Annotated in this window: 20 protein-coding genes; 15 read left to right on the top strand and 5 right to left on the bottom strand. The window is 60.7% G+C overall.

The window, feature by feature from the left end:
- Positions 1-20: 20 nt before the first annotated feature.
- Complete coding sequence (locus J2X71_RS31140) at positions 21-422, top strand: hypothetical protein (protein WP_310388403.1); 402 nt, start codon at positions 21-23, stop codon at positions 420-422.
- 198 nt (positions 423-620) lie between these two features.
- On the top strand, positions 621-1,058 hold the full coding sequence (locus J2X71_RS31135; protein ID WP_310388401.1) for a VOC family protein: 438 nt from the start codon (positions 621-623) through the stop codon (positions 1,056-1,058).
- A 79-nt stretch (positions 1,059-1,137) separates the two neighbouring features.
- Here J2X71_RS31135 and J2X71_RS31130 read toward each other — a convergent pair whose 3' ends face one another.
- Positions 1,138-2,022, bottom strand: a complete 885-nt coding sequence (locus J2X71_RS31130) for an AraC family transcriptional regulator (RefSeq protein ID WP_310388399.1) — start codon at positions 2,020-2,022, stop codon at positions 1,138-1,140.
- A 301-nt stretch (positions 2,023-2,323) separates the two neighbouring features.
- On the opposite strand from J2X71_RS31130, the gene J2X71_RS31125 reads away from it, so the two are divergent.
- The gene (locus J2X71_RS31125; protein WP_113324838.1) at positions 2,324-2,794 is read left to right on the top strand and encodes a nucleoside deaminase; all 471 of its coding nucleotides are present in this window, start codon (positions 2,324-2,326) and stop codon (positions 2,792-2,794) included.
- Positions 2,795-2,808: 14 nt separating this feature from the next.
- Here J2X71_RS31125 and J2X71_RS31120 read toward each other — a convergent pair whose 3' ends face one another.
- Positions 2,809-4,629, bottom strand: a complete 1,821-nt coding sequence (locus J2X71_RS31120) for a heavy metal translocating P-type ATPase (protein ID WP_310388646.1) — start codon at positions 4,627-4,629, stop codon at positions 2,809-2,811.
- A gap of 463 nt (positions 4,630-5,092) precedes the next feature.
- Between J2X71_RS31120 and J2X71_RS31115 the strand changes: the two genes are divergently transcribed.
- From J2X71_RS31115 to J2X71_RS31100, 4 genes are all read left to right on the top strand, one after another.
- A complete protein-coding gene (locus J2X71_RS31115; protein ID WP_310388396.1) occupies positions 5,093-5,605 on the top strand; it encodes an adenylate kinase in 513 nt (170 codons plus the stop codon).
- Between the two features lie 338 nt (positions 5,606-5,943).
- Positions 5,944-7,176, top strand: a complete 1,233-nt coding sequence (locus J2X71_RS31110) for an HlyD family efflux transporter periplasmic adaptor subunit (protein ID WP_310388644.1) — start codon at positions 5,944-5,946, stop codon at positions 7,174-7,176.
- On the top strand, positions 7,158-9,152 hold the full coding sequence (locus J2X71_RS31105) for a glycosyltransferase (protein WP_310388394.1): 1,995 nt from the start codon (positions 7,158-7,160) through the stop codon (positions 9,150-9,152). The genes J2X71_RS31110 and J2X71_RS31105 overlap by 19 nt, the downstream gene beginning before the upstream one ends.
- A gap of 193 nt (positions 9,153-9,345) precedes the next feature.
- Complete coding sequence (locus J2X71_RS31100; RefSeq protein ID WP_310388392.1) at positions 9,346-11,106, top strand: adenylate/guanylate cyclase domain-containing protein; 1,761 nt, start codon at positions 9,346-9,348, stop codon at positions 11,104-11,106.
- Positions 11,107-11,174: 68 nt separating this feature from the next.
- Here the strand turns inward: J2X71_RS31100 and J2X71_RS31095 are convergent, their stop codons facing one another.
- A complete protein-coding gene (locus tag J2X71_RS31095; protein WP_310388390.1) occupies positions 11,175-11,747 on the bottom strand; it encodes a TetR/AcrR family transcriptional regulator in 573 nt (190 codons plus the stop codon).
- 156 nt (positions 11,748-11,903) lie between these two features.
- On the opposite strand from J2X71_RS31095, the gene J2X71_RS31090 reads away from it, so the two are divergent.
- The 6 genes from J2X71_RS31090 (at position 11,904) to J2X71_RS31065 (ending at position 17,894) form a co-directional block, all read left to right on the top strand.
- Positions 11,904-12,473 carry a DUF308 domain-containing protein gene (locus tag J2X71_RS31090; protein WP_310388388.1) on the top strand — a complete coding sequence of 190 codons (570 nt, stop codon included), beginning with the start codon at positions 11,904-11,906 and terminating at the stop codon, positions 12,471-12,473.
- A 298-nt stretch (positions 12,474-12,771) separates the two neighbouring features.
- Entirely contained in the window at positions 12,772-14,190 is a 1,419-nt protein-coding gene (locus J2X71_RS31085) for a calcium-binding protein (protein WP_310388386.1), read from the top strand.
- Positions 14,191-14,541: 351 nt separating this feature from the next.
- The gene (locus tag J2X71_RS31080; RefSeq protein WP_310388384.1) at positions 14,542-15,705 is read left to right on the top strand and encodes a M20 aminoacylase family protein; all 1,164 of its coding nucleotides are present in this window, start codon (positions 14,542-14,544) and stop codon (positions 15,703-15,705) included.
- 211 nt (positions 15,706-15,916) lie between these two features.
- Positions 15,917-16,090, top strand: a complete 174-nt coding sequence (locus tag J2X71_RS31075; protein WP_310388382.1) for a hypothetical protein — start codon at positions 15,917-15,919, stop codon at positions 16,088-16,090.
- 367 nt (positions 16,091-16,457) lie between these two features.
- On the top strand, positions 16,458-17,384 hold the full coding sequence (locus J2X71_RS31070; RefSeq protein ID WP_310388642.1) for a PhnA-like protein: 927 nt from the start codon (positions 16,458-16,460) through the stop codon (positions 17,382-17,384).
- A 24-nt stretch (positions 17,385-17,408) separates the two neighbouring features.
- Positions 17,409-17,894 carry a ferritin-like domain-containing protein gene (locus J2X71_RS31065; RefSeq protein ID WP_113184288.1) on the top strand — a complete coding sequence of 162 codons (486 nt, stop codon included), beginning with the start codon at positions 17,409-17,411 and terminating at the stop codon, positions 17,892-17,894.
- A gap of 83 nt (positions 17,895-17,977) precedes the next feature.
- Here the strand turns inward: J2X71_RS31065 and J2X71_RS31060 are convergent, their stop codons facing one another.
- Entirely contained in the window at positions 17,978-18,556 is a 579-nt protein-coding gene (locus J2X71_RS31060; RefSeq protein ID WP_310388379.1) for a TIGR00730 family Rossman fold protein, read from the bottom strand.
- A gap of 123 nt (positions 18,557-18,679) precedes the next feature.
- On the bottom strand, positions 18,680-19,975 hold the full coding sequence (locus tag J2X71_RS31055; RefSeq protein WP_310388377.1) for an ATP-binding protein: 1,296 nt from the start codon (positions 19,973-19,975) through the stop codon (positions 18,680-18,682).
- Positions 19,976-20,235: 260 nt separating this feature from the next.
- On the opposite strand from J2X71_RS31055, the gene J2X71_RS31050 reads away from it, so the two are divergent.
- Both J2X71_RS31050 and J2X71_RS31045 read left to right on the top strand, forming a co-directional pair.
- Entirely contained in the window at positions 20,236-21,162 is a 927-nt protein-coding gene (locus J2X71_RS31050) for a LysR family transcriptional regulator (protein ID WP_310388374.1), read from the top strand.
- A 124-nt stretch (positions 21,163-21,286) separates the two neighbouring features.
- Complete coding sequence (locus tag J2X71_RS31045; RefSeq protein WP_310388372.1) at positions 21,287-21,859, top strand: EF-hand domain-containing protein; 573 nt, start codon at positions 21,287-21,289, stop codon at positions 21,857-21,859.
- Positions 21,860-21,940: the final 81 nt, after the last annotated feature.

Here is a 21,940-nt window from a genome sequence, read left to right as displayed (position 1 = left end):
AAGCACTATGGAGGTTTCTCATGCTTCTGAAGCTCATCACGGCATCCATCCTTTCCATCGGGCTCGCCACTTCGGCAATGGCGCAGTCATCGGGCGGCGTTGGTGGCGGCGCGGGCGGTGCGGCCAATGGCACAGGTGGTGTTGGCGGCATTTCCGGCGGCGGCACTATCGGCTCCGGCGCATCCGGTGGCGTGGGGACCGGCACGGGTGCCGGCACCGGCAATACGATGTCGCCGAACGCAACCGGCAGCATCAACACCCTGCCCAATCCCGACACGACGAATCCGGCAGCGCGCGGCACGTCCGGCACCGGCAATGGCATGGGCAAGGGAACACCCGATTGCAACGGAATGACCGGCACCGGCGCCTCGGCCGGGCTTCCCGGATCGGACACGTCCGCACAGGTGCGCCCGAACTGCTAGAGCAATTCCAGCAAAAGTGCGCAGCGGTTTTGCGTGCGGAATTGCGTGAAACAGGAGAGCAATTCCAGCAAAAGTGCGCAGCGGTTTTGCGTGCGGAATTGCGTGCAAACGGCTGTCGGTGTTGATGCACCTTAAACGTCCTATGTTCGACGAGGCGACACCTTGTCGATTGAAACGACAGTTTGGAGATTGGAAAACATGGCGCTCAAGCGGATGGACAATGTAGGAATCGTCGTCGAAGACCTCGGAGCGGCGATTGATTTCTTTGGCGAACTCGGCCTTGAGCTCGAAGGGCGGGCCATGGTTGAAGGAGAATGGGCCGGGCGCATCACCGGACTGGGCGATCAGCATGTCGAGATTGCCATGATGCGCACACCTGATGGCCACAGCCGGCTCGAGCTCTCCCGATTCCTCAAGCCTGATGTCGTCGCAGATCACCGCAACGCCCCGGTCAACGCGCTCGGCTACCTTCGTGTCATGTTCGCCGTCGATGATATCGACGAGACGCTTGAGAGGCTGTGCACGCGCGGCGCGCAGCTCGTCGGCGAAGTCGTCCAGTATAAAGACGCGTATCGGCTCTGCTACATCCGTGGGCCTGAAGGGATTCTCATCGGAATCGCCCAGGAACTCGGCTGAGCGCATCCTCCACGGTCGGCTGGATCGCGGCCTGCCCATTTCCCTGCGATCGGAAGGGACAGGCCGCTGTCGCAGGGCGTTACTTCAACGGCAGAAACAATTCCACGACGACCTCATGGACCGGCACATTCGGAGGGAAGGAAAAATGCCGCTGGCAATAGATCGGGAAGTCGCGCGCCTCCTGGCCGCTGGCCGGAAGCCAGTCACGATAAAGGTAGAGTGCGGCGGGCTCCAGATTGTGGGTATCGTGGACGACGCGGATGACCGCGCAGCGTCCGCCTGGGATCACGCCGGCCTTCATCACCTCTTCATCGGCATCGATCGGCCGGTCGGTCCCGACACACAGGTCCATGCTATATTCGGCGGGAATCGCGGGGGTTCTCGGCGATCGGAAGATGTTGAAGGTAGGGCTTGTCTCCGGTGACAGGCCGGCGGCTTTGCGCCAGGCGATGAACCGCTCAATGCTGGCGCCGAGGGTCGCCCGGTCGCCCCGGTGCTCCAGGATCGCCACCGGCGTGGGCGGCACATCGCGGATCGTCACATCGTCTTCTTCATAGGTTATCTGCATGAGCTTGCTCCTTGCGTTTTCGAGGGGCCTGAAGGCGGCAAGCCACGGAGCCCAGTCGGGAGACTTCCGGAACGACGAAGGCGATTGCCCGAGCCGTTGCCGAAAGGCGCGGGCGAAGGCATCAGGCGCACAGTAACCGGCGTCCATCGCTATGTCGGTGACGCTCTGATCGTCCTTTGCGGCCAGCTTGTGTGAGGCGCGCTTCAAACGGGCGAGCTGGACATAGCGATGCACCGACAAGCCGAAGGTTGCCGAGAACTGCCGGTGAAAGTGAAACTTCGAGAAGGCTGCGACGCTGCTCAGCGCGTCCAGGTCCAGATCGTCGTCCAGATGCCGGTCGATGTGATCCAGCACCCGCTGCATCCGGGCATGGTAGGCTTGAAGCGCCGCCTTCATCGTTCCGTCCTCCGTGGCCGCACCAACTAAGCGCAGGCAGACATGACGCGCTCGACCGATCTTGCGGTTTTGTCACGGGTCGCAGACCGTCGACAATGGCGAAAAGGGGGAAGCCATCCGAGATCCGGTTGACGGCGACGTCGTCTGTCCTCGGTAACCCAGGCTCAGGACTCATTGACTGGAGCCGGACGATGACGGCGCGGCGATACGGATCGGCGCCTTGTACCCCATTTGTAGCCCTTGGAAATCTCTCCGATCCAAGAGAAGATCATCCCGCTCTAGCTTTAGAGGGGAGGCGCTGATGGAAAACCACGAGCCGTTTTTACGTGAGGCGATTGCGCTCTCGAAATCCGCGGTGGAACAGGGAGACGAACCGTTCGGCTCCGTGCTGGTGAAGGACGGCAAAGTCATCCTGCGCGCCGAAAACAGCGTCTTCACCGGCCACGATATGACGAACCACGCCGAGATGAACCTGATCAAACTGGCGGCACAGCATTACGACACTGCATATCTTGCTGACTGCACGCTCTACACCAGCACGGAGCCGTGCGCGATGTGCTCCGGGGCGATTTATTGGTCGGGCATCGGCCGTATGGTGTTTGCGTGCTCCGAAGCGCGGCTTGGTGAGATTGCCGGGATCGGGTTGAACGTGCCGAGCCGGGCGGTGCTGCAGACCGGCGCGCGCATTGTCACCGTCGACGGCCCGAACATCGAAGAAGAAGCCGCCGAGGTACATAAAGCATTCTGGCCGAAGCATCTGGGCAAGGCCTAGGACTCGTTGATTGACTAGCGCAGCGCCCGCAGCGCATTCAGGATCACGGCCACATCGATGACTTCCTGCAGCATGGCCCCCGTGACCGGCGGCAGGAAGCCGGCGCCGGCGAAGATCATGGCGACGAGCGAGAGGCCGATGCCCGCGAAAATGCTCTGGACCGCGATGGCGCGGGAGCGTCTGGCTATTTCGATGGCAGAGGCGATCCTGCCCAGATCGTTGCGGATCAGGACGATGTCGGCGGCTTCGGCAGCGGCCGCAAGATTGGTGGCTCCGACGGCGATGCCGACATCGGCGGCTGCGAGTGCTGGAGCATCGTTGACGCCATCGCCGACCATGAGAACCTTTCCGCCCAGGCGTTTACTCGCCGCGCGTTCCCTGGCGATGACCTCGACCTTCTCGACGGGGGACAATCGCGCCTCGACGGCATCCAGCGACAGCGAGCCGGCAATGGCGGCAGCGACGCTGCGCTCATCGCCGCTCGCAAGCACGATCCGGCCGAAACCCAACTTGCGGAGCTTGGCCACAAGTTCGACGGCATCGCCGCGCAGGCGATCCTCGAAGCCGATTTCGCCTGCAAGCCGGCCATCGATGAAGACACTTGCCTGCATTGTGCCTTTTCTCTCGGGGGCACGCGGCGGCTTGCCCTCGGGCGTGAAATAGGTATCGCCGCCAACGCTCACCCTGATACCGTCGACAAGCCCGGAGATGCCGGCGCCCGGAAGCTCCGATACATCAGTCGGGCGTGACAGCGTCAGCTGGCGTCTCTGGGCCTCCCTGACGATCGCGCGGCCGACGACATGCGAGGATGCCTGGTCCAGCGAGGCGGCAAGCCGCAAGATCCTGTCTGGTCCTTCCGGCCCGTCGATCGAGACGACCTCGGGATCGCCGGCCGTCAGCGTGCCGGTCTTGTCGAAGACCGCGACGGAGGCATCCGCCAGGATCTCCAGCGGACCTGCGCCCTTCACCAGCACACCCGCCTTTGCAGCCTTCGAGGTTCCGGCCGCAAGGGCGACGGGAACGGCCAGGATCAGCGGGCAGGGGGTTGCAACGACGAGAACCGCGACGATGCGCGCCATGTCGCCCGACAGGATGGCGGCTCCGGCCGCGATTGCCAGCGTCAGCAGAAGAAAGGCGATCGCATATCGATCGGCCAGCCGCGCTATCCGCGCCTTGGAACGCTTCGATGCCTCGACCAGTTTGACGATGCCGGAATAGGTGCTGTCCTCGGCGCGGCTTTCCACCCTGATCTCGATCGCGTCCCCGGCATTGGTGGCGCCGCTCGAAATCCGCTCGCCACTGGAGACGGCGACCGGAAAGGCCTCGCCGGTCAGGACGGATTGATCGATCGATGCATGGCCTGTCATCAGCGTGCCGTCTGCGGGGATGACGTCGCCTCTGCGGATCATCAGGACATCACCCACCGCAAGTTCAGGAATGGGGACTTCTTCGATACCATTCTGGCGCAGGCGAAGTGCCGTTCGCGGCACCTGCGCCAGCAAGGCCGTCATGCCTTCGTCGGCACGCCGATGCGCATAGGCTTCCAGAAACTGGCCGCCGGCATACATGAGGGCGACGATCGCTCCGGCAAGATATTCGCCGAACCAGAGGGTCGCGGCCATTGCGAGCGCGGCGATCAGGTCGAGACCGAGATCGCCGTTTCTGAGTTTTGCAAAGATGTCGATCAACAGGAATGCGAGAGCAGTGCAGGTGCTTGCCGCCAGCACGAACCGGCTTGCAGAACCGTAGCCCAGCAGGAACAGACAGAGAGCTACCAACAGACCGATGAGGGATGCCGACGCCATCATCGTCGACCTCAATCCGATGCTGGGCATCCAGGCGGGCAATTCCCCGAAAATGCGAATTCGGGGTTGAGCCTTCGGCTCGTCCAGAACGCTCATGGTCGCACGCCTCCCATTTTCCTTTCGGGTGCGCAGGATCGATGCTTTGAAATCGTCGCCTGAGATCCGTTACGCGCCCGGGAATTTGGCACAATAACAGGATTTTTCCTTGATCTCTCTCAAGCTGCGCCTGCCTGGCAGGAGCGGGTCGGCAATCGGGCTGACCGGTAGCCGCGCTCGCGATGCCGCAAGTGCCATAAAGAGCTGGCGTAAGCGGTGTGCCGTCGCAGGTTGACAGAAAAACCTGGATTCGGCCTTGATGTCCGGAACCCTTAATGGGCATGGCGGCTATGTGCCAACTGCGGTCATTGCGTGGGGAAGGGTAACCCCTATGGTGGAGTCTTAACGGCACACTCGAAATCCTCCGCGGAGGCTATTTTTTCCTGGGAACTCGGAGATGGCTCGGATTGCGATAATTGGAAATGCTGGAGGCGGTAAATCTACACTCGCACGCCAGCTTGCTAACAAACTCGGAACACGGCACACGGAAATCGATAGCCTGCTTTGGCAGGAGGGGTGGATCGACACGCCCCTCGAAGTTTATAGGCAGCGGCATGCTGACATTATAGCCGAAGATCACTGGGTAATAGATGGCCTTGGTCGCGCAGATTCCATACCCGAGCGACTGGATCGCGCCACGGATATCGTGCTTATTGATATGCCACTGTGGATGCACTTTTGGTTGGCGGCTGAGCGGCAGATTGCTTGGGGTGCTGGATTACTCGAGCACCGCCCCGGTGGCCTCACAACAATGCCCCCCACCAAAGCCCTATTTCAAGCGATGTGGGATGTTGAGCAATCTTGGATGGCCAAGATTCGCGCCTTGTGCGTCGAGGCAGAGCAACAAGGGAAAGCAGTGGTCCGTTTGACAAGCGTCGAGGAGATCGACGCTTTCGCCGCTTCAGCGTGATATCCGTGCCGAAACCCGATCTCCGGCTAGGCCCTACTATGCCGCAATGTCAGGGGCACCTGATTTAGAAAAACCTCCGAACGCTTTCTGATCGATGAGTATCAGAGTGTTTGCCAAGGAAGGCGTGGTTTCCTTGATCGCCTTAAGCCTCCGATCGAACAGGCGCTGCAGGCTTTCAATGCAGCGTTTCGTCCATGGCTGACCTGTTTCTGCCGAACGTATACGACCATCACTTGTCTATTAGGTTTCGCTGCGTTAAATTATGCAAGATTTAGTTGCATTCATTGTACCAGATCGATAGGTCAATGGATGGCGAAGCGATACCTTCGGATGACACCATGATCTGGAACAATCGCATCACACGCATCACCGTTGGTCTGCTGCTGCTGGCAATCATCGCTGTCGTCTCATTGCCAGCGATTACCGGCTTTACGAGCCTTGATGGCACCGTCAATGCGCGGTTCGCTTTTGTCAATGCTCCTATCGACGGCACGATTGCGGAAGAACCCCTCAAGGTCGGCAGCCCGGTCAGAGCGGGACAATCCCTCGCAGAAATCAAAAATACGCGCGTCAATCGCGCAATCCTCGCTTCGCTCGAGGCAGATCGCAACACCGCACTCGACCGCGTCGCAGCACTAAAAAAGGAACGGGAGGAGCTTTCCGCGCTTCGCGGAGAATTATCTGCCAGATTGGAAGTCTACAAGCAGACTACCATTGCCAATCTCGAACGCGAAGTCGAAATCCTACGGAAGAAAGTCGAGGTGTCGCAAGCGCAGGATCTGGTCGCGCAGGTCGACCTGAACCGTCGGATGGAGCTCGAGTCAAAAGGCATACTTACGCAGAAGCTGGTTGAGGCCGCGCGCGCCGCGGGAGCTGCAACCGGCGGCGAAGTCGAAATCAGCAATCTAACCGTCGATCAATTGCAACAAAGGCTCAATGCGGTCCGCCAGGGAATCTTTGTCTTCGGCGACGGACAGAATGACGTGCCTTATTCGCGACAGCGCGAGGACGAGGTTGTCGTTCGCATCAACGACTTGAACTCACGCATAGCGGAAAATGAGACAAAAGCCACTGAAGTTCAAAAGCAGTTGGTCGAAGAGGGAAACCGTGTCGGCAGCCTTGAATCCGCAACCGCGATAGCGCCGTTCGACGGCGTTGTTTGGAGCAGGAGTATCGTCAATGGTTCGAACGTCGTGCTGAACGACGAGCTGATGCGCCTCCTCGACTGTCGAGAGCTGTTTGTGGATATCCTTGTTCCCGAGGTCAATTATGACGAGATCTATCCTGGTCTTGTCGCGCAGGTGCGCTTATTCGGCCGCAGCGATGTCTTCAAGGGCACGGTCATTTCTGTCAGAGGCAACTCGGCTTCGGTCGAGACCGATTCCTTTGCCGCAAGTTTGCCGCCGTCGACACAGCGCAATGCCCGTATTTTGGTTCGCCTTGATCCATCCGTCATGAACGACGATTTTGCGAATTCCTGCCAAGTGGGGCGCACAGTGCAGGTACGGTTTTCCAAGCATGGCATCGACGTGTCCAACTGGGTCAAAAGCCTGTGGTTCAGTATCTTGTAGCGCTGGCTCCGACCTTTCTCGTTTTAGCCTTCTTTTTCCTGGGGCCGTTCAATTGGTCGCGCCATCACACCTGGACACGGGCGGTGACCTGCGCGTTTGTCGCAGCAGTCGCATTGCGATACATGTTCTGGCGCTTGACGGAGACAGTGCTTCCCTATCCCAACGACGGTGCGAATTTCTACTGGGTTTGGATCCTCTTCGCGGTGGAGATTCTCGCGTGCGTCGAGGTCATCCTTTTTCTGGTATTGATGAGCCGCTACGTCGACCGGAGCGCAGAAGCGGACAGGCTGGCGCGCGTTTTCTTTGCGCGAGAGCAGTGTGAACTTCCGACTGTCGATGTTTTCATTCCCACCTATAATGAGCCGCTCGACGTGCTCGAGCGAACCATCATCGGCGCTCTGTCGCTGGATTATCCTTCGGATAAATTGAATGTGTATGTGCTTGACGATCAACGCCGAGACTGGCTGAAGGCCTATTGCGAGGAGAAGAACGCCATCCACGTCACTCGCGGCGACAACAGCCATGCCAAAGCGGGCAATATGAACAATGGGCTGAAGGTCAGCTCGGGCGAGTTTATTGCAGTCTTCGACGCCGATTTTGTTCCCTATCGACATTTTCTTCGCCGGACTCTGCCCTTCTTCAGCGATGAAAGCATCGGCATCGTCCAGACACCTCAACATTTCTTCAATGTCGATCCGGTGCAATCGAACCTGGGTTTGGAGAATATCTGGCCGGACGAGCAGCGCTTGTTCTTCGACGAGATCGCGCCCAGCAGAGACGCCTGGGACGTCAGCTTCTGCTGCGGGTCATGCTCGATTGCCCGCCGCAAGTCCGTCGACGCAATAGGCGGTTTTCCGACGGAGTCGATCACGGAAGACCTGCTGACAACTCTTTCGATGCTCAACAAAGGCTACAAGACCCGCTACCTGAATGAGCGGCTGTCGATGGGACTGGCTGCCGAAAACCTGACCGGTTATTTTGTGCAGCGCGAACGGTGGTGTCAGGGGGGAATTCAAACCCTTTACCTTTATAACGGCCCGCTGCGCGGCCCGGGATTGACGCTCTTTCAACGGATCATGTTCCTGCCAGCATCATGGCTCGTGCAATATCTGGTTCGCTTCATGATATTGCTCGTTCCCATCGCCTATCTCTGGCTCGGCCTGATCCCGCTTTATTTCACTGATATAGCCGATTATGTGGCTCATCAGGTGCCGCTGCTGGCGGCCTATTTTCTGCTTATGCTGTGGATCACCCCGACGCGCTATCTGCCTGTGATTTCCAGTGCCGTCGGGACCTTTGCGACATTTCGCATGTTGCCTACCGTGGTCTCCAGCCTGGTGCGACCATTTGGCAAGCCGTTCAGGGTGACGCCAAAGGGCAGCGGCAACGAGTCGAACCAGTTCGACCGCTACAGCTTCGCCTGGATCGCAAGCATGATTACGGTCACCGTTCTTGGTCTGCTGGTCAACATCGTACCGGAAACGTCGCACGTACAAGGCCAGTTTTCACCGGTCGCGGCCTGGTGGTCAGGTATCAATATCGTCGTCTTGCTCATCGCGTCACTCATCTGCTTTGAGAAACCCCGGCGCCTGTTTCATGCGTTCAAGCTCGATGAACCCGCGATCGTAGACGATGTCCCTGGCCAAATCGTAAGTTTGGCACTGGACAAGGCGGTCGTTGCAGTCCCGACCATGGCCCGATTTCAATCCAAATCCGTCGTGCTTAAACTGCCCGGCTTTGCTCCGTTCAAATCAGAACTCAGACAGGTCACCCAACGACGCAGGACCATAAGTCGCAGCGGTGACAAGCAATCCTACTACCTGCACCTGCATTTCGAACTCAGTGACTCTGCTCGCGACAGCATGATTGTGAAACTCTACACTGGTCAATATTCGCAGGACATTCGCGACATCGATAAAGTCGCGGTCTCTCTCAATCTTCTTCTGCGGTCGTTCGGGCGGACGCGCACGTTGTAATCGACCGTCAAAGCGCGGATCGTCCGGCCGGCGTCCTCTTGAGGTCCAGAAGCCTTAATAGGCACGGCGATCATGCGCCAGAAGCGGCCAATGGCCCACCGGCTTGCCACCGCGTTGCCAATCGCAAAACATCCGCGCCCGCGAATGTGCTACATTGCGTCATCGCGTGCTTCTGTTGCGGGAGGGATCGAGAATGCAGCGCAAGCTGGCTACGATCATGGTCGGGGATTTCGTCGGCTCCACCACCGCAATGGAATCGGATGAGGAAGGCGCGATTGCCCGGATCGACACTATCCTCGAGACTGTTCGCATGGTCGTCCAGCGCCATGACGGCCGTGTCTTCGGCACGGCGGGTGATGGCCTGCTTGCCGAGTTCGGGAGCCCTGTCAATGCGCTGAGGTCCGCCATCGAGGCGCGCGCCGAGATCGCTGCCCTTCCTGGGGCGAGCGGCGGCGACATGCGGTTCGGCCTCCATCTCGCAGATGTCGTCGTCGTAGGCTCGGACCTGCGCGGCGATGGGGTCAACATCGCCGCGCGCATCGAGGCGTCTGCGCCACCCGGCGCAATCGAGGTTTCAGGGCTGCTTTACGACCAGGTCCGGCGGGTCTCGCCTTGCGGATTCGAAGACATCGGCGAACGGCAACTGAAGGGAATTTTGGAGCCGATCCGGATCTATCGGGTCACCGAACTGGTGGACCGTCACGTCTTCCAGTTCGCTCCAACGCGATCCACTCCCAATGCTGCCCAATCTCCCCGGACCAACTCGATCGCAGTGGCGCGGTTCGACGTGGCGCCCGGCGCTATCGCAGATCAATTTTTCCTGGCGGAGGGCATTACCGACGACCTGACGCTCGAACTCAGCCGCCTGAGGGGGCTGTTTGTCAGTTCGCGCTCGGCGGCAACCGCGCTGACGACGAAAGATCCCGTCGAAATCGGCCGCCTTCTCGGCGTCGGCTACGTCATCAGCGGCTCGATCCGGCAAGTGGGCGACGACCTGCGGGTCAACATCGCGCTTACCGAGACGGGAGAGGGGCTCGTCATCTGGTCGGATCGTATCAGGCGTCCGTTTCGCGAGTTGCTCGATGTGCTGGACGAGATCATCGCTCGTGTTGCAGCAACCGTGTCCGGACGGATCGAGCAGTCGGAACTTGCGGCAGCACGGCTGAAGCGCCCGGAGAATATGACCGCCTATGAGTATTATCTGCGCGGTCTGGACCATCACCGCCTGGTTGGCGTGTCGGATATTCACGTCCACGAAGCCATGGCCTGGTTTGAGCGATCAATGGCGGCTGACCCCGGTTTCGGCCGTCCCTTCGCAATGCATGTCTGCTCGTGGAGCAACCTGCCAAGCTTTGACCTCAATAGGGCCGAACAGCAGGTCGCGCACGCACTCGCCCTCGACCCGTCCGACCCGGAAGCGCATCGCATCATGGGCGCGATCAAGATGAAATCGGGCGACTTCGTTTCGTCGCGTTACCATCACATTCGTGCCCACGAACTTGCTCCGAACGACGCCTATATTCTCGGCCGCAGCGCGGCGTTCTATGTCTATGTCGGGGAGGCTGAGCGCGCCCTCGAAATGCTTGATCGCGCCGAGACGCTTGATCCCTTCCTGCCGGTCTGGATCACCGAAGAGCGGGTGGCGGCCCTATACGCGTTGGGCCGTTTCGAAGAGATGATGCGCGTCGCCCTGACGCTGCCCTTCCAGACAAGGCGCAAGTCGCTCTACCAGATTGCTGCAAGCATGGCCTGCGGCGACGCTGGAAAGGCTGAATTCCTGGTTCGGCAAGCACTTTCCCTCGATCCGAGCCTGTCGGCGGTCTACATCCGGATGCAGGAGACCTATGCAGACGAGTCCGTCACTGACACCCTTGTTGAGCGGAATTGCGATGCCGGCCTGCCGCTGACGCCGCGCAAGCCCGTAGCCCGGAAGAAGTCACTCTCGCTGAGATGATGATCGCCGGATCGCAGAGCCATCAGGCTTTACGCATGTGGTCCATCGGGATGACGCGGCGGCCGCTTCTACGCTTTAAGTCTGGCGATCTGCGGGCCGACAATCGCGGCAAAGAGGCTGGGCTCGCCAAGCGCTCGGGCCGACAGCATGGCGCCGTGAACCGACGCCATCAGGATCTGCGCTTCCTCTTCGGGCGATCTGGCGAGCCGGAAGAGCTTCTTCTCTACGCCGGCCTTCAGCACCGATGTCAGCCAGGCCGCCAGGTTCTCGAAATGCCGGCGCACATGGGCTGCCACCGGCTCCGGCAGCATCTGTATTTCGGCCGCGAGCATGGCGCAGACGCAGAACGGCTCCGACGCGTCGAGGATGCATTTCTGCCAGTAGTCCAGATAGGCCTGCAGCTGTTCGACAGGGCCGGGGACGTGCTCGCGTAGCGACTTCAGGCCGGATTCGGCGCGCTGCGTATAGCGGTCGACCAGGACCTGCACCAGCTCGGCCTTGGTGGGGAAATGGTGGTGGATGCTCGCCTTGCGGATGCCGACCGCATCGGAAATATCGGCATAGCTGAAGCCGTTATAGCCTCCCGCCACGACGAGGGACTGCGCTACATCAAGGATCTTTTCCGAGGTCGTCTGTTCCATGCAGCTTGCCTATCTGCGGGTAGGAAGGCTGTCAAGTTTGGCACAGCGGGCTCGCTCACGCGCATGTGTTCCAGCCGGCAGAGGGCAGCGGCGTTTGACGGTTGACTCTCTAACTATAGCTACCTACTAGTAGGAAGACAAAACAAGGAACCTGTCATGCAAAACCAATCTTCTCCGCAATCGAGCTGGTTGCGATCCTACTACTTCATCCGCGCGCTGTTCTCGATCGGCTGGATCATCGCCGCCATCCTCTCGGCCACTCTGTCGGGAAGCCAATCGGCGCTCGCCTCCGTGCTGCTCGTCATCTATCCGGCCTGGGATGCGGTGGCGAACCTGGTGGACGCCCGCTCGAACGGTGGCCTGAAGGCGAACCCCGCCCAGACGTTCAACGTCGCCGTCAGCACGATCACCACGCTTGCCGTCATCATAGCCGTCCTGAACAGCACCTATGCCGTCCTCGCGGTCTTCGGCGTCTGGGCGATCCTTTCCGGCCTGTTGCAGCTTTCGGCCGGCGTGCGGCGCTGGCGCATCTACGGCGCGCAATGGGCGATGATCCTCAGCGGTGCGCAATCCACGCTCGCCGGCGGTTTCATGATCAGCCAGTCCTTCGGCTCCACGCCGCCGAGCATCCTCGACATTGCGCCCTATGCCGGGTTCGGTGCCTTCTATTTCCTGCTCTCGGCTGTGTGGATGACGGTTGCTGCATATCGAAAGGCGAATGCGTGATGGGTGAGGGGCGCCAGCCCCAAACCGGAATGTGAAATATTTTCCGCGAATGTCTCGCGCGAAACTCCCCTTGCAAAGGAATTCACGGAGCGCTTCGTGCTGATGGCATGGGCGCGCGGAGAATTGCTCATCGTCATCCTTCCCGCGGATTCCAAAGCCGAAGGTTGTGGAATTCCGCTGATGCGACCGAGCGCAATGCCCGCGCAAGTTTATACATGCATATGAGTGCTCAACTTTGGTGAGGGATGCGGGGGCGCATCCCTCAACACCTGCATTTGCGTCGGCAAGGGGAGCACGCATGACGGTTACCAATTCGATTATGTCAGCAATCTACCAATCCTCGACATACCGGTCTTCAAAGACGACGGTTGAGGAGTGGCGGGCTGCAAAGTCCGGTGCCGGGGCGGGCAATGACGAGGTGTCGGCCTATTCCAACGCGACGGTTGATGGCGGCGACGGCAGCGATTACATCAGCGCCTATGATCATGCGACCGTCAGTGGCGGGCGGGGCGACGACGTCATCGATACCTACGATTATTCCATCATCGACGGCGGTGACGGCAATGAGGAGATCTGGACCTATGCCAATTCCACGGTGGATGGCGGTGCCGGTGACGATAGCATCAGTGGCTACGGCAACTCCGATGTCAGAGGCGGCGCCGGCAACGACCACGTATCCGTCTACGATCATTCGAAGGTGAATGCCGGGGCGGGCAACGACTGGGTGAGCGGCTACGATTATTCTACCGTCGATGGCGGAGACGGCAATGACTACATCTCTGTCTATCGCGACTCCACTGTTGATGGCGGGGCCGGCAACGATGTCATCGAGACCTACGAACGGTCGGTCATCACCGGCGGCAAGGGCGCCGACCGGATCCAGACCGGCGGCGGCTCGATCCTCAAATATGCCGCGGGCGACGGGCGCGACCAGATCATGGTCTCCGGCTCCGCCACGCTGGAGCTCGGCGAAGGCATTTCCGCCGATGCGGTGCAGGTCACCGTCAATGGCCGCACGGCGACCATCAGCATCAATGGCAATCCCGACGATGTCATCACTGTCGAGCTTTACGCCGGAGCGTCGTCATCGCTGACGATCGCCTTTGCGGATGGCAGCACGCGGCAGGTCACCGCCCAGCCGGCAAGCGGAGGCGGCATGCCGCATCTGCCGCAAGGCCCCGTCGTCTTGCCGCCCGGCGAGCCACCGATGTCGAAGGAGGCGTTTGAAGCAATGATCCGTGACCCGAACATGTCGCAGGCGCAAAGGGAATATCTTGTCGGTTCGTTGGCGCCGGCGATCTACGGCATTCCTAAGTACGATCTCTCCAATGCCGTGCGGTTGACACTGCCGCCCGGTGCCATCAAGCCCATGTCGCCGGAGGTCAAGGGCCAGCTTGCTGCCAACGAAGAGCTGGCGCGCCAGCTGCAGGCGGAACGTGATGCTGAGAGGGCTGCCAATCCGGAGCTCTACAATCCGCAGACCGAGAGCAATGACATGTATGAAACCAATGTCGCGACATTGCCCGATGACGCCATCAAGCCGCGGATCGAATATATCACCTATCTCATTCAGAGCGGCGAGGCTGACAAATATTCGTTCCACGCCGGAAACGGCGACCAGACCACCAACTCGATCCACCAGTTTCTCTTCTGGCTGCAGCAGCGCGCTCAGGAGACGGAAAGCGACGGCACCTATTCGCCCGGCATGTTCGGGTAAACAGGGGCCGAACTGTTAATCGAGTTTCCGTGCTGGGAGGCTTGCGTGGTTGCGGTGGAGCTGCTGGATAAGCGGCGGGATGGATGCTGTTGGGTGAGGCATCCATATACCTCCCTCATCCCTGTGTCCTCGTGCCAGCACGAGGACACAGGGATGAGGGAGTGGGGAGGAGGGCGTTGGTGCCCAAAGCAACCTCTGCATTCGAGGGGTGTCGATCGAGGATAGGTCTGTTCTCTCATCGCTATTCCATTCCCCGGTTGGCAAATCGCCGCCGCAGCGGCTAGTCTCGCGCCACCCCACCTTCGGCGTCAGGCGCATTCGTCCGGCCAGCCACATCACGAGGATACCATCATGAGCACTATCGAAGCCGTTGCCGAAGAGGCCAAGGGCTGGCGCCGTCATATCCATCAGAATCCCGAGTTGCTCTTCGATCTACCGGAGACGGCGGCCTTCGTGGCGGGTAAGCTCGCCGATTTCGGCTGCGATGACGTCACGACCGGGCTTGCCAAGACCGGCGTCGTTGCCGTTATCGAGGGCGCCAAGGGTCCCGGCAAGACGATAGCGCTGCGCTGCGACATGGATGCGCTGCCGATGTCGGAGCAGACCAATCTTCCCTATGCCTCCAGAAATGCAAACCGCATGCATGCCTGCGGCCATGATGGGCATACGGCCATGCTGCTTGCCACCGCCAAGTGCCTTGTCGAAAGCCGGGATTTCTCCGGCAAGGTCGTGCTGATCTTCCAGCCGGCGGAGGAGGGCGGCGGCGGAGCGCGGGTGATGATCGAGGAGGGGTTGCTCGAAAGTTTCGGCATTGACGAGGTCTATGGCATGCACAATGAGCCGGGCCTTGAGATCGGTTCCTTTGCCACACGCGCCGGCCCGTTCATGGCGGGTGCCGACCGTTTCGTCATCACCATCAACGGCAAGGGCGGGCATGCGGCTGCGCCGAACATGACGCACGATCCGGTTCTCGTCAGCGCCCATATGGTCACCGCGCTGCAATCGATCACCTCGCGCTTTACCGATCCCTTCGATCCCGTCGTCGTCTCCATCACCTTCTCGGAGGCTGGCAACGACAAGGCGCTGAACGTCATCCCGGCCTCCGTGCGCCTCGGCGGCACGATCCGAACCATGCAGGCAGATACGAGGAAAGCCGTCGAACAGCGGTTCCGCGAGATCGTGCATGGGACGGCGAAACTGTTTGAGACGGAAGCCGAGATCGACTGGCGGCCGGGTTATCCGGTGACTGTCAACGATCCCGGCAAGACCTCAGCGATCGTTTCTGCGGCTGCAAAGGTGGCCGGCGAGAGCCAGGTGGATGCGGCTTACGAGCAGTCGATGGGGGCGGAGGATTTCTCTTACATGCTGGAAAAGCGGCCCGGCGCGATGATCCTGATCGGCAATGGGGATAGTGCGGGTCTGCACCACCCGGCCTATGATTTCAATGACAAGGCGATTGCGCATGGGGTGCGCTATTGGCTGTCGCTGGTCAGCCAGGAGCTTGGGGGAAAGTAGAGCATGCCGGCAGTGGGGCCGCGGAGCATCCCGGTCTGCTGCCCACGCAATGGACAGCAGCTTTCCAGTCACTCGCTTTCCGGCTCAAGCCCAAATGCGTCACGAATGCCGATCCCGGTCGCTGATTGCCTTAATTGATTTTGGAACAGAGCTGCGTCCCGAGGGTTGAGGTGCGAGGCCGATCCCGGCTTCAACCCTTAAGGAGAATATCATGCCGAACCAAAACGCCTCCAACGACAGCGGCAAATCCGGCCAGTCGAGCAAGAGCAGCGACGTCAAGTCCACCAAGAAGGCTGCGGACACGAAGGGCAGCTCGAGCACACGCGGCGGCACTCACGAGCAGCACGTCAAGGCTGGCGAGCAGAGCCATAAAAGCAGCAAGTAGATCGGAAACGATCAGGGAAGGGCCCGCAGCAAGCGGGCTTTTTTTGTGCCCACGCCACGCCGGTTGCGGGGATTGCGGCAACCTTCATTTCTGCATCCGATCAATAAGACGCGCCCGGCGCGGAACTATTGGGCTCCGCGTCTGTTAGGGATTCACCCACCGACCCATCAGATCCTCGGCAGGTCGTGAGAGACCCTCTCTCTGAAACATCTCGGGGCTTTCCGTGCTCTCCACCGCCCATCCCAGGATGGGGCGCGAATGCCGGCAGGCCACCACGCAAACACCCGAGCGGAATCTGTAGTCAGCACGCTGCATCGATGCAGGCGTGAACCAAAGGAATATGCCTATGCCCACCTCCCAGCCAACGATGGCCCAGCCATCGATCTCCCGGCCGCGCGGCGATGCCGTGACCGCCGATACCAGGGTCTTCGATCCCTCGCTTACCGGCGCCCTCAACAAGATCTCGTGGGGAGCGGTGTTTGCCGGCGTCGTTCTCGCGCTTGCCGCCCAGTTTCTTCTGAACCTGCTTGGTGTCGGTATCGGCGCTGCCGTGCTTGATCCCGTCAGATCGGACAATCCGGCCGCCAGCACCTTTTCCATCATCGGCGGCCTCTGGTTCGTCGTTGCCGGCATTATCGCCGCCTTCATCGGCGCCTATGTCGCGAGCCGCCTCTCGGGCCGTCCCAGCCAATCCACGGGCGGTTTTCACGGCATCACCTCCTGGGCGGTGACGACGCTCGTCATTCTCTATCTTCTGACAACCTCCGTCGGTGCTCTCGTCGGCGGCGCATTCAGCGGCCTTTCGGGCGTCGTCAGCGGCGTCGGCACCAGTGCGGCGACTGTTGTGACCGCTGCCGTACCGGCAATTGCCTCGGCCACCGATCCGATGGGCGATATCGAACGCCAGATCCGCGATGCGAGCGGTGGCAACGAGCCGCAGGCCCTGCAGACTGCCGCAGTCTCCGCCATGCGGGCCGTGGCAACAGGCAACCAGGCCGGCGTCGATGATGCCAAGGCCCATGCTGCCGATGCTCTGGCCAAGGCCCAGAACATCCCCGTCGATCAGGCGCGCACCAAGGTCGATCAATATGAAGCCAACTACAAGGCTACGGTCGAGGCTGCCCGCCAGCAGGCGCTCGTTGCAGCGCAGGCCACGACCACGGCCGTTTCCAGAGGTGCACTCCTCGGCTTCCTCGCGCTCGTGCTCGGCGTCGTTGCAGCCTGGTTCGGCGGTGTTGCCGGCACCAAGCCTGCCGTCGTCGTCGAAGAATACACGCTTGGCAGAAATACCTGATCCAACCCCTGAAGGGACAAGACCATGCCAAAGAATCTCAACGATCTTCTCTATGAAACGCTCAAGGATATCTACTTCGCAGAAAAGCAGATCCTGACAGCCCTGCCGAGACTGGCGGAAGCGGCCCAGGCGACCGAGCTGAGAGAGGCCTTCCAAACCCATGCCACCCAGACCGCCACCCATGTGGAGCGTCTGGAACAGATCTTCGACATCATCGACAAGCCCGCCGAGCAGAAGCCCTGCAAGGCAATTCTCGGCATCATCGAGGAAGGCAAGGAAGTGATGTCGGAATTCGAGGGAACGGCTGCACTCGATGCCGGCCTGCTCGCCGGCGCCCAGGCCGTCGAACACTACGAGATCAGCCGCTACGGCACGATGCTCGCCTGGGCCGAACGTCTCGGCCTCGATGAGGTCGCAGCCCTGCTTGCCGAAACCCTCGACGAGGAGGAGGCAACCGACGAGTTGCTGTCCGAGATCGCCGAGACGACGGTGAATGCCGAAGCTGCCTGATACTGGTCGTCATTGGCCGGCGTGCTTTTAACGGAGCACGCCGGCTTTCGTTTGCCCGGCGAACGTCCGGTTGGGAGCGCGCCTTACAGCCACTTCGGCACTTCAACCCGCTGAAACGCGCGTAGCTCCTCGATCAATCCATCCGCATCCGCATTGACCGAAATCGAATATCGATGGGCCGGCGGCAGGAATTTCGTTTCCACCATATGGTCGATGAATTGCAGAAACGCGTCGAAAAATCCGGCGGAGTTCAGCAGGCCGACCGGTTTGTCGATTTCGGAGAGCTGGTTCATCGTCCAGACCTCCATCAGTTCCTCCATGGTGCCGATGCCGCCCGGCAGCGCGATGAAGGCATCGGCGAGTTCGGCCATACGCTGTTTGCGCAGGCGCAGGGTCGGCGTGATTTCGTCTGTCGTCAGGCGCGGGTGGGAATGGCCGCGCTGATGCAGGCTTTCGGTGATGACGCCATGCGCCGTGCCGCCGGCTTCGAGCACGGCATCGGCGACGACGCCCATCAGGCCCTTTGTCGTGCCGCCATAGACGAGGCCGATGCCCTCACGGGCCATGGCCCGACCGAGCGCCCGGGCGCCATCGGCGAAATCTTCGGTTGCGCCGAAGTTCGATCCGCAGAATACCGCGATGGACTTGATGGAACGTGTCATGATCGGGCGCGCCTTTCCTGTGCTTTTGCTCACACGCATTAGCGGCCGGCTGCCGCAAAGGAAAGCTGTCGGGAGGCTCTGTGCGGTGTCAGTCCCGATATGCACAACGCCGATCACGCAATGTCAGCCCGCCGGCAGCGAGACGCGGAAGAGGGCACCGCCATCGCCGGCATTGGCGGCGCTGATATCGCCGCCGTGGTTGAGGACGATGGACTGGCAGATGGAGAGGCCGACGCCGACGCCGTCCTGCTTCGTCGTATAGAAGCAATCGAAGATGCGGCCGAGATCGGCAGCTGAGATGCCGTCACCGCTGTCGCGGATGGAGAATTGGACCCTCCCGTCCGCCTCGCTGGTGGCAATCTCGATGCGTCGCGGCCGCTTGCCACTGCTGACGACGGCTTCGATGGCATTGACGAGCAGGTTGACGACGACCTGCTGCATCTGGATGCGGTCTCCGAGGAAGGCAGGCAGGCCGGGCCTGCACGCAACCGAAAGGCGGATCGCGTGCATATCGGTCTCATGGCCGACGAAGGACAGCGCGTCCTTGACGATGTCGTTCAGATCGAGCGGCATGCGTGTGTTCGTCTGGCCGCTCGCCATGCCCCGGACGCGCTTGACGATTTCGCTTGCCCTATGGGCGCTCGCCGCCATGCGCGCAGCAAGCTCGCCGAGTTTGGTGAGATTCGGCTCGTCGCGCGAGAGGTGCCGCATGGTGGTTTCGCAGTCGGTGACGATGGCGGCAAGCGGCTGGTTCACCTCATGGGCAATCGAGGTCGCAAGCCTGCCGAGCATGGAAAGGCGCGCCGTATGCAGCGGGTCGACCTCGTGTTCGTGTGGCTGTCTCCGCCCGGTGATATTCTCCAGCACGACGAGCAATGTGTCGAGACTTTCGGCCGAGGGGAAGGTAACCGACAGTTTGACATCGAGGACGGCGCCCTTGAAACTGCGCATCTTCATTGGCTCCGAGAAGAGCTTGGTTCCGTCAAACCAGGCGCGCATCAGCCTTTTGATGGTCTCGGGCGAAGCCGCAAACAGGTAGCTCGCCGGCCCCACGAGATCATCTGATGAAGAGGCCTGTAAAAGAGAAACAGCCATCTCGTTGGCATCGGCGACAAAAAGACCCGCCTTTGAAATACCCCCTTGCCACATGCCCTTCGCAAACAGGTGCTCGGCATTGCCCCTGGCTTTCAATCCTGCAAAGAGCGCCCGCAGGCCGGTGGCGTCGAGCTGCAGGACCGGAACCGGAAGGTGATGGATGGAGGCCGCGTGATGTGCGTCGCCGCGCGGGCGCCTTGCCGGCAGGTCGCTTCCGACACCGCCTTTGATGACGACGATCGGCGCCTGTTCGGCAGATCGCTCGCTGCGTCTGGCGTCATTCCATCGAGCAGCGATGTTTCTCGCTATCGGCGTGTCGGCCATGCGCTCTTCCTATGTGTTCAGCCAATATGTTTCGGCCCATATGTTTCAGCGGGGGCAATAGTTTGCTTGAGACAATAGTTTCCCGTTGTGGGCGCGCGCCGTTTTTGAGCGCGCATCCACCTCGCGGCCGCCATTGGCGACACCACATCCGTCATGATAGTAGCCATCAGGCTGAATAGAGTCGCGGCAGCTTAGAGCGGGGGCAAGGGCGGCACAATGCCCGCTTCCGTCAACAGGGTGTTGCGCTCAGTGGAACGCAGATGATCGACCTGGATGATATCAGAAGCTTCGTGGCGGTGGTCGAAAGCGGCGGCTTCAACCGCGCCGCCCAGCAGCTCGGCGTCTCGAAATCGATCGTCAGCCGGCGCATCGCACGCATGGAAACGGATCTCGGCGCGCAGCTGATCAACCGCAGCACGCGCGGCATCAGCGCAACGGAGGCCGGGCTTGAATTCAAGCTGCGCTGCGGGCGGATTCTGGCCGAACTCGAGGAAGCGCGGGATGCGGTCGCCACCTATGCCGGCGGCGATGTCACCGGGCGTCTGAGGCTTGCCGCACCGCTTGCCTTCGGCCAGCGCTATCTCGGGCCGATCCTGACCGAGCTTGCCGGCCGCCATCCGCGCCTCGAGCTCGACGTGTCCTTTTCCGACCGCGCCGTCGATCTCATCGGCGAGCATTACGATGCGGCGATCCGGCTCTTCGAGCTGCGCGACCCCTCGCTGATTGCGCGCCGCATCGCGCCGGTCAGGCCCTTCATCGTCGCCAGCCCGGATTATATCGCCCGCCATGGCCGCCCGGGGAGGCCCGAAGACCTGCTTTCGCATGACTGCATCATCTATTCCGGGCGCCATATTCCGGAATGGAAGTTCCGTGTCGGCGAGCGCATGGTGTCGATCCGCCCGAACGGGCGGCTTCTGACCGATAATGCCGAGGTGCATCTGAGCTGGACGCTCGCCGGGCTCGGCGTCGCGGAACTGCCGTCTTTCATCGTCGCCGATGAGATCCGCAAGGGCACGCTCGTGCCGGTGCTTGTCGATTATTATCTGGATGAGGGCGCGATCTACGTCGTGCGCCCGCCGGGGCCGCATGTGCCGGCCAAGGTGCGGGCGCTGATCGATATCATGCTGGAGCGGCTTGGCGGGGAGGGCAGTGCTGCCTATCCCTCGGTTCTGCAGGCAGGAGAATAGCCCTCTCCGGGAATTTCGTTACGGTTGTAACATAGGGATCAAATACCCGTTTTTGGCCAGTTTCAAGCAAGCTCTGCTTTCCAGTTTGCGCGCATCCACACGCCAAACAAAAGGATGAAACACCGTGATCGTCGGCTCCGATAATTCAACTCGCAACCTGTTCAGCTATATGCCCAGAGTCTCCGTCAGTGTTTTTGGCGAGGGGAAATACGAAAAGACAACCGGGGAGCTGGTGAATACGGTTCCGGCAAAAACGGATGATCAGCTGCTGGCCGAACTTTACGATCGCACCGCCCAGCAGACGCTCGACGATGCCGATATCGATGGCGACGGGCTGATGAGCAAGGATGAGTACATGGCCGCTCAAAAGCGGCTGGCTGATGCCGATAACAGGATCTTCGATATCGATGCCGCCGAAGAACGCTGGTCGACCTTCGATCCCACCGGCAAGGGAGCGATCGACAAGGATGAGATCATCGAGGGCCTGAAGATCCTGCTGCCGCTCAATGTCGGCCATCTCGACGCTGACATGGCCGAGCGCATCCGCGCGCAGGCCCTGGAAGCCTCCAAGGAGGCGCTGCAGAATTTCCAGGACGCCATCGACGCGGAAAGCAAGAAGCCTGCAATGGCGGAAACGATCAAGACGACGATTGCCGGGCAAGCCTCGCTGCTCTCGCTCTATGACGAGTTCAAATAGGAGAGCAGCGCCGGCGGGGCGACGAATGCCACGTCGGCGCCCCGTCAAGCAACAGGAAGTCAAGCAAACAGGAAGTCAGGC

The sequence above is a fragment of the Rhizobium sp. 1399 genome, from assembly GCF_031455475.1.
In the GTDB taxonomy this organism is placed as follows: Bacteria; Pseudomonadota; Alphaproteobacteria; order Rhizobiales; family Rhizobiaceae; genus Rhizobium.
Note: the sequence above shows the minus strand (reverse complement) of the source record. Positions and strands in the feature narration are given on the sequence as shown.

Bases quoted from the DNA above. Each gene is read 5' to 3' on its own strand.
- J2X71_RS31140 (WP_310388403.1), top strand. From the start codon at position 21: ATGCTTCTGAAGCTCATCACGGCATCCATCCTTTCCATCGGGCTCGCC.
- J2X71_RS31135 (WP_310388401.1), top strand. From the start codon at position 621: ATGGCGCTCAAGCGGATGGACAATGTAGGAATCGTCGTCGAAGACCTC.
- J2X71_RS31130 (WP_310388399.1), bottom strand. From the start codon at position 2,022: ATGAAGGCGGCGCTTCAAGCCTACCATGCCCGGATGCAGCGGGTGCTG.
- J2X71_RS31125 (WP_113324838.1), top strand. From the start codon at position 2,324: ATGGAAAACCACGAGCCGTTTTTACGTGAGGCGATTGCGCTCTCGAAA.
- J2X71_RS31120 (WP_310388646.1), bottom strand. From the start codon at position 4,629: ATGCCCAGCATCGGATTGAGGTCGACGATGATGGCGTCGGCATCCCTC.
- J2X71_RS31115 (WP_310388396.1), top strand. From the start codon at position 5,093: ATGGCTCGGATTGCGATAATTGGAAATGCTGGAGGCGGTAAATCTACA.
- J2X71_RS31110 (WP_310388644.1), top strand. From the start codon at position 5,944: ATGATCTGGAACAATCGCATCACACGCATCACCGTTGGTCTGCTGCTG.
- J2X71_RS31100 (WP_310388392.1), top strand. From the start codon at position 9,346: ATGCAGCGCAAGCTGGCTACGATCATGGTCGGGGATTTCGTCGGCTCC.
- J2X71_RS31095 (WP_310388390.1), bottom strand. From the start codon at position 11,747: ATGGAACAGACGACCTCGGAAAAGATCCTTGATGTAGCGCAGTCCCTC.
- J2X71_RS31090 (WP_310388388.1), top strand. From the start codon at position 11,904: ATGCAAAACCAATCTTCTCCGCAATCGAGCTGGTTGCGATCCTACTAC.
- J2X71_RS31085 (WP_310388386.1), top strand. From the start codon at position 12,772: ATGACGGTTACCAATTCGATTATGTCAGCAATCTACCAATCCTCGACA.
- J2X71_RS31080 (WP_310388384.1), top strand. From the start codon at position 14,542: ATGAGCACTATCGAAGCCGTTGCCGAAGAGGCCAAGGGCTGGCGCCGT.
- J2X71_RS31075 (WP_310388382.1), top strand. From the start codon at position 15,917: ATGCCGAACCAAAACGCCTCCAACGACAGCGGCAAATCCGGCCAGTCG.
- J2X71_RS31070 (WP_310388642.1), top strand. From the start codon at position 16,458: ATGGCCCAGCCATCGATCTCCCGGCCGCGCGGCGATGCCGTGACCGCC.
- J2X71_RS31065 (WP_113184288.1), top strand. From the start codon at position 17,409: ATGCCAAAGAATCTCAACGATCTTCTCTATGAAACGCTCAAGGATATC.
- J2X71_RS31060 (WP_310388379.1), bottom strand. From the start codon at position 18,556: ATGACACGTTCCATCAAGTCCATCGCGGTATTCTGCGGATCGAACTTC.
- J2X71_RS31055 (WP_310388377.1), bottom strand. From the start codon at position 19,975: ATGGCCGACACGCCGATAGCGAGAAACATCGCTGCTCGATGGAATGAC.
- J2X71_RS31050 (WP_310388374.1), top strand. From the start codon at position 20,236: ATGATCGACCTGGATGATATCAGAAGCTTCGTGGCGGTGGTCGAAAGC.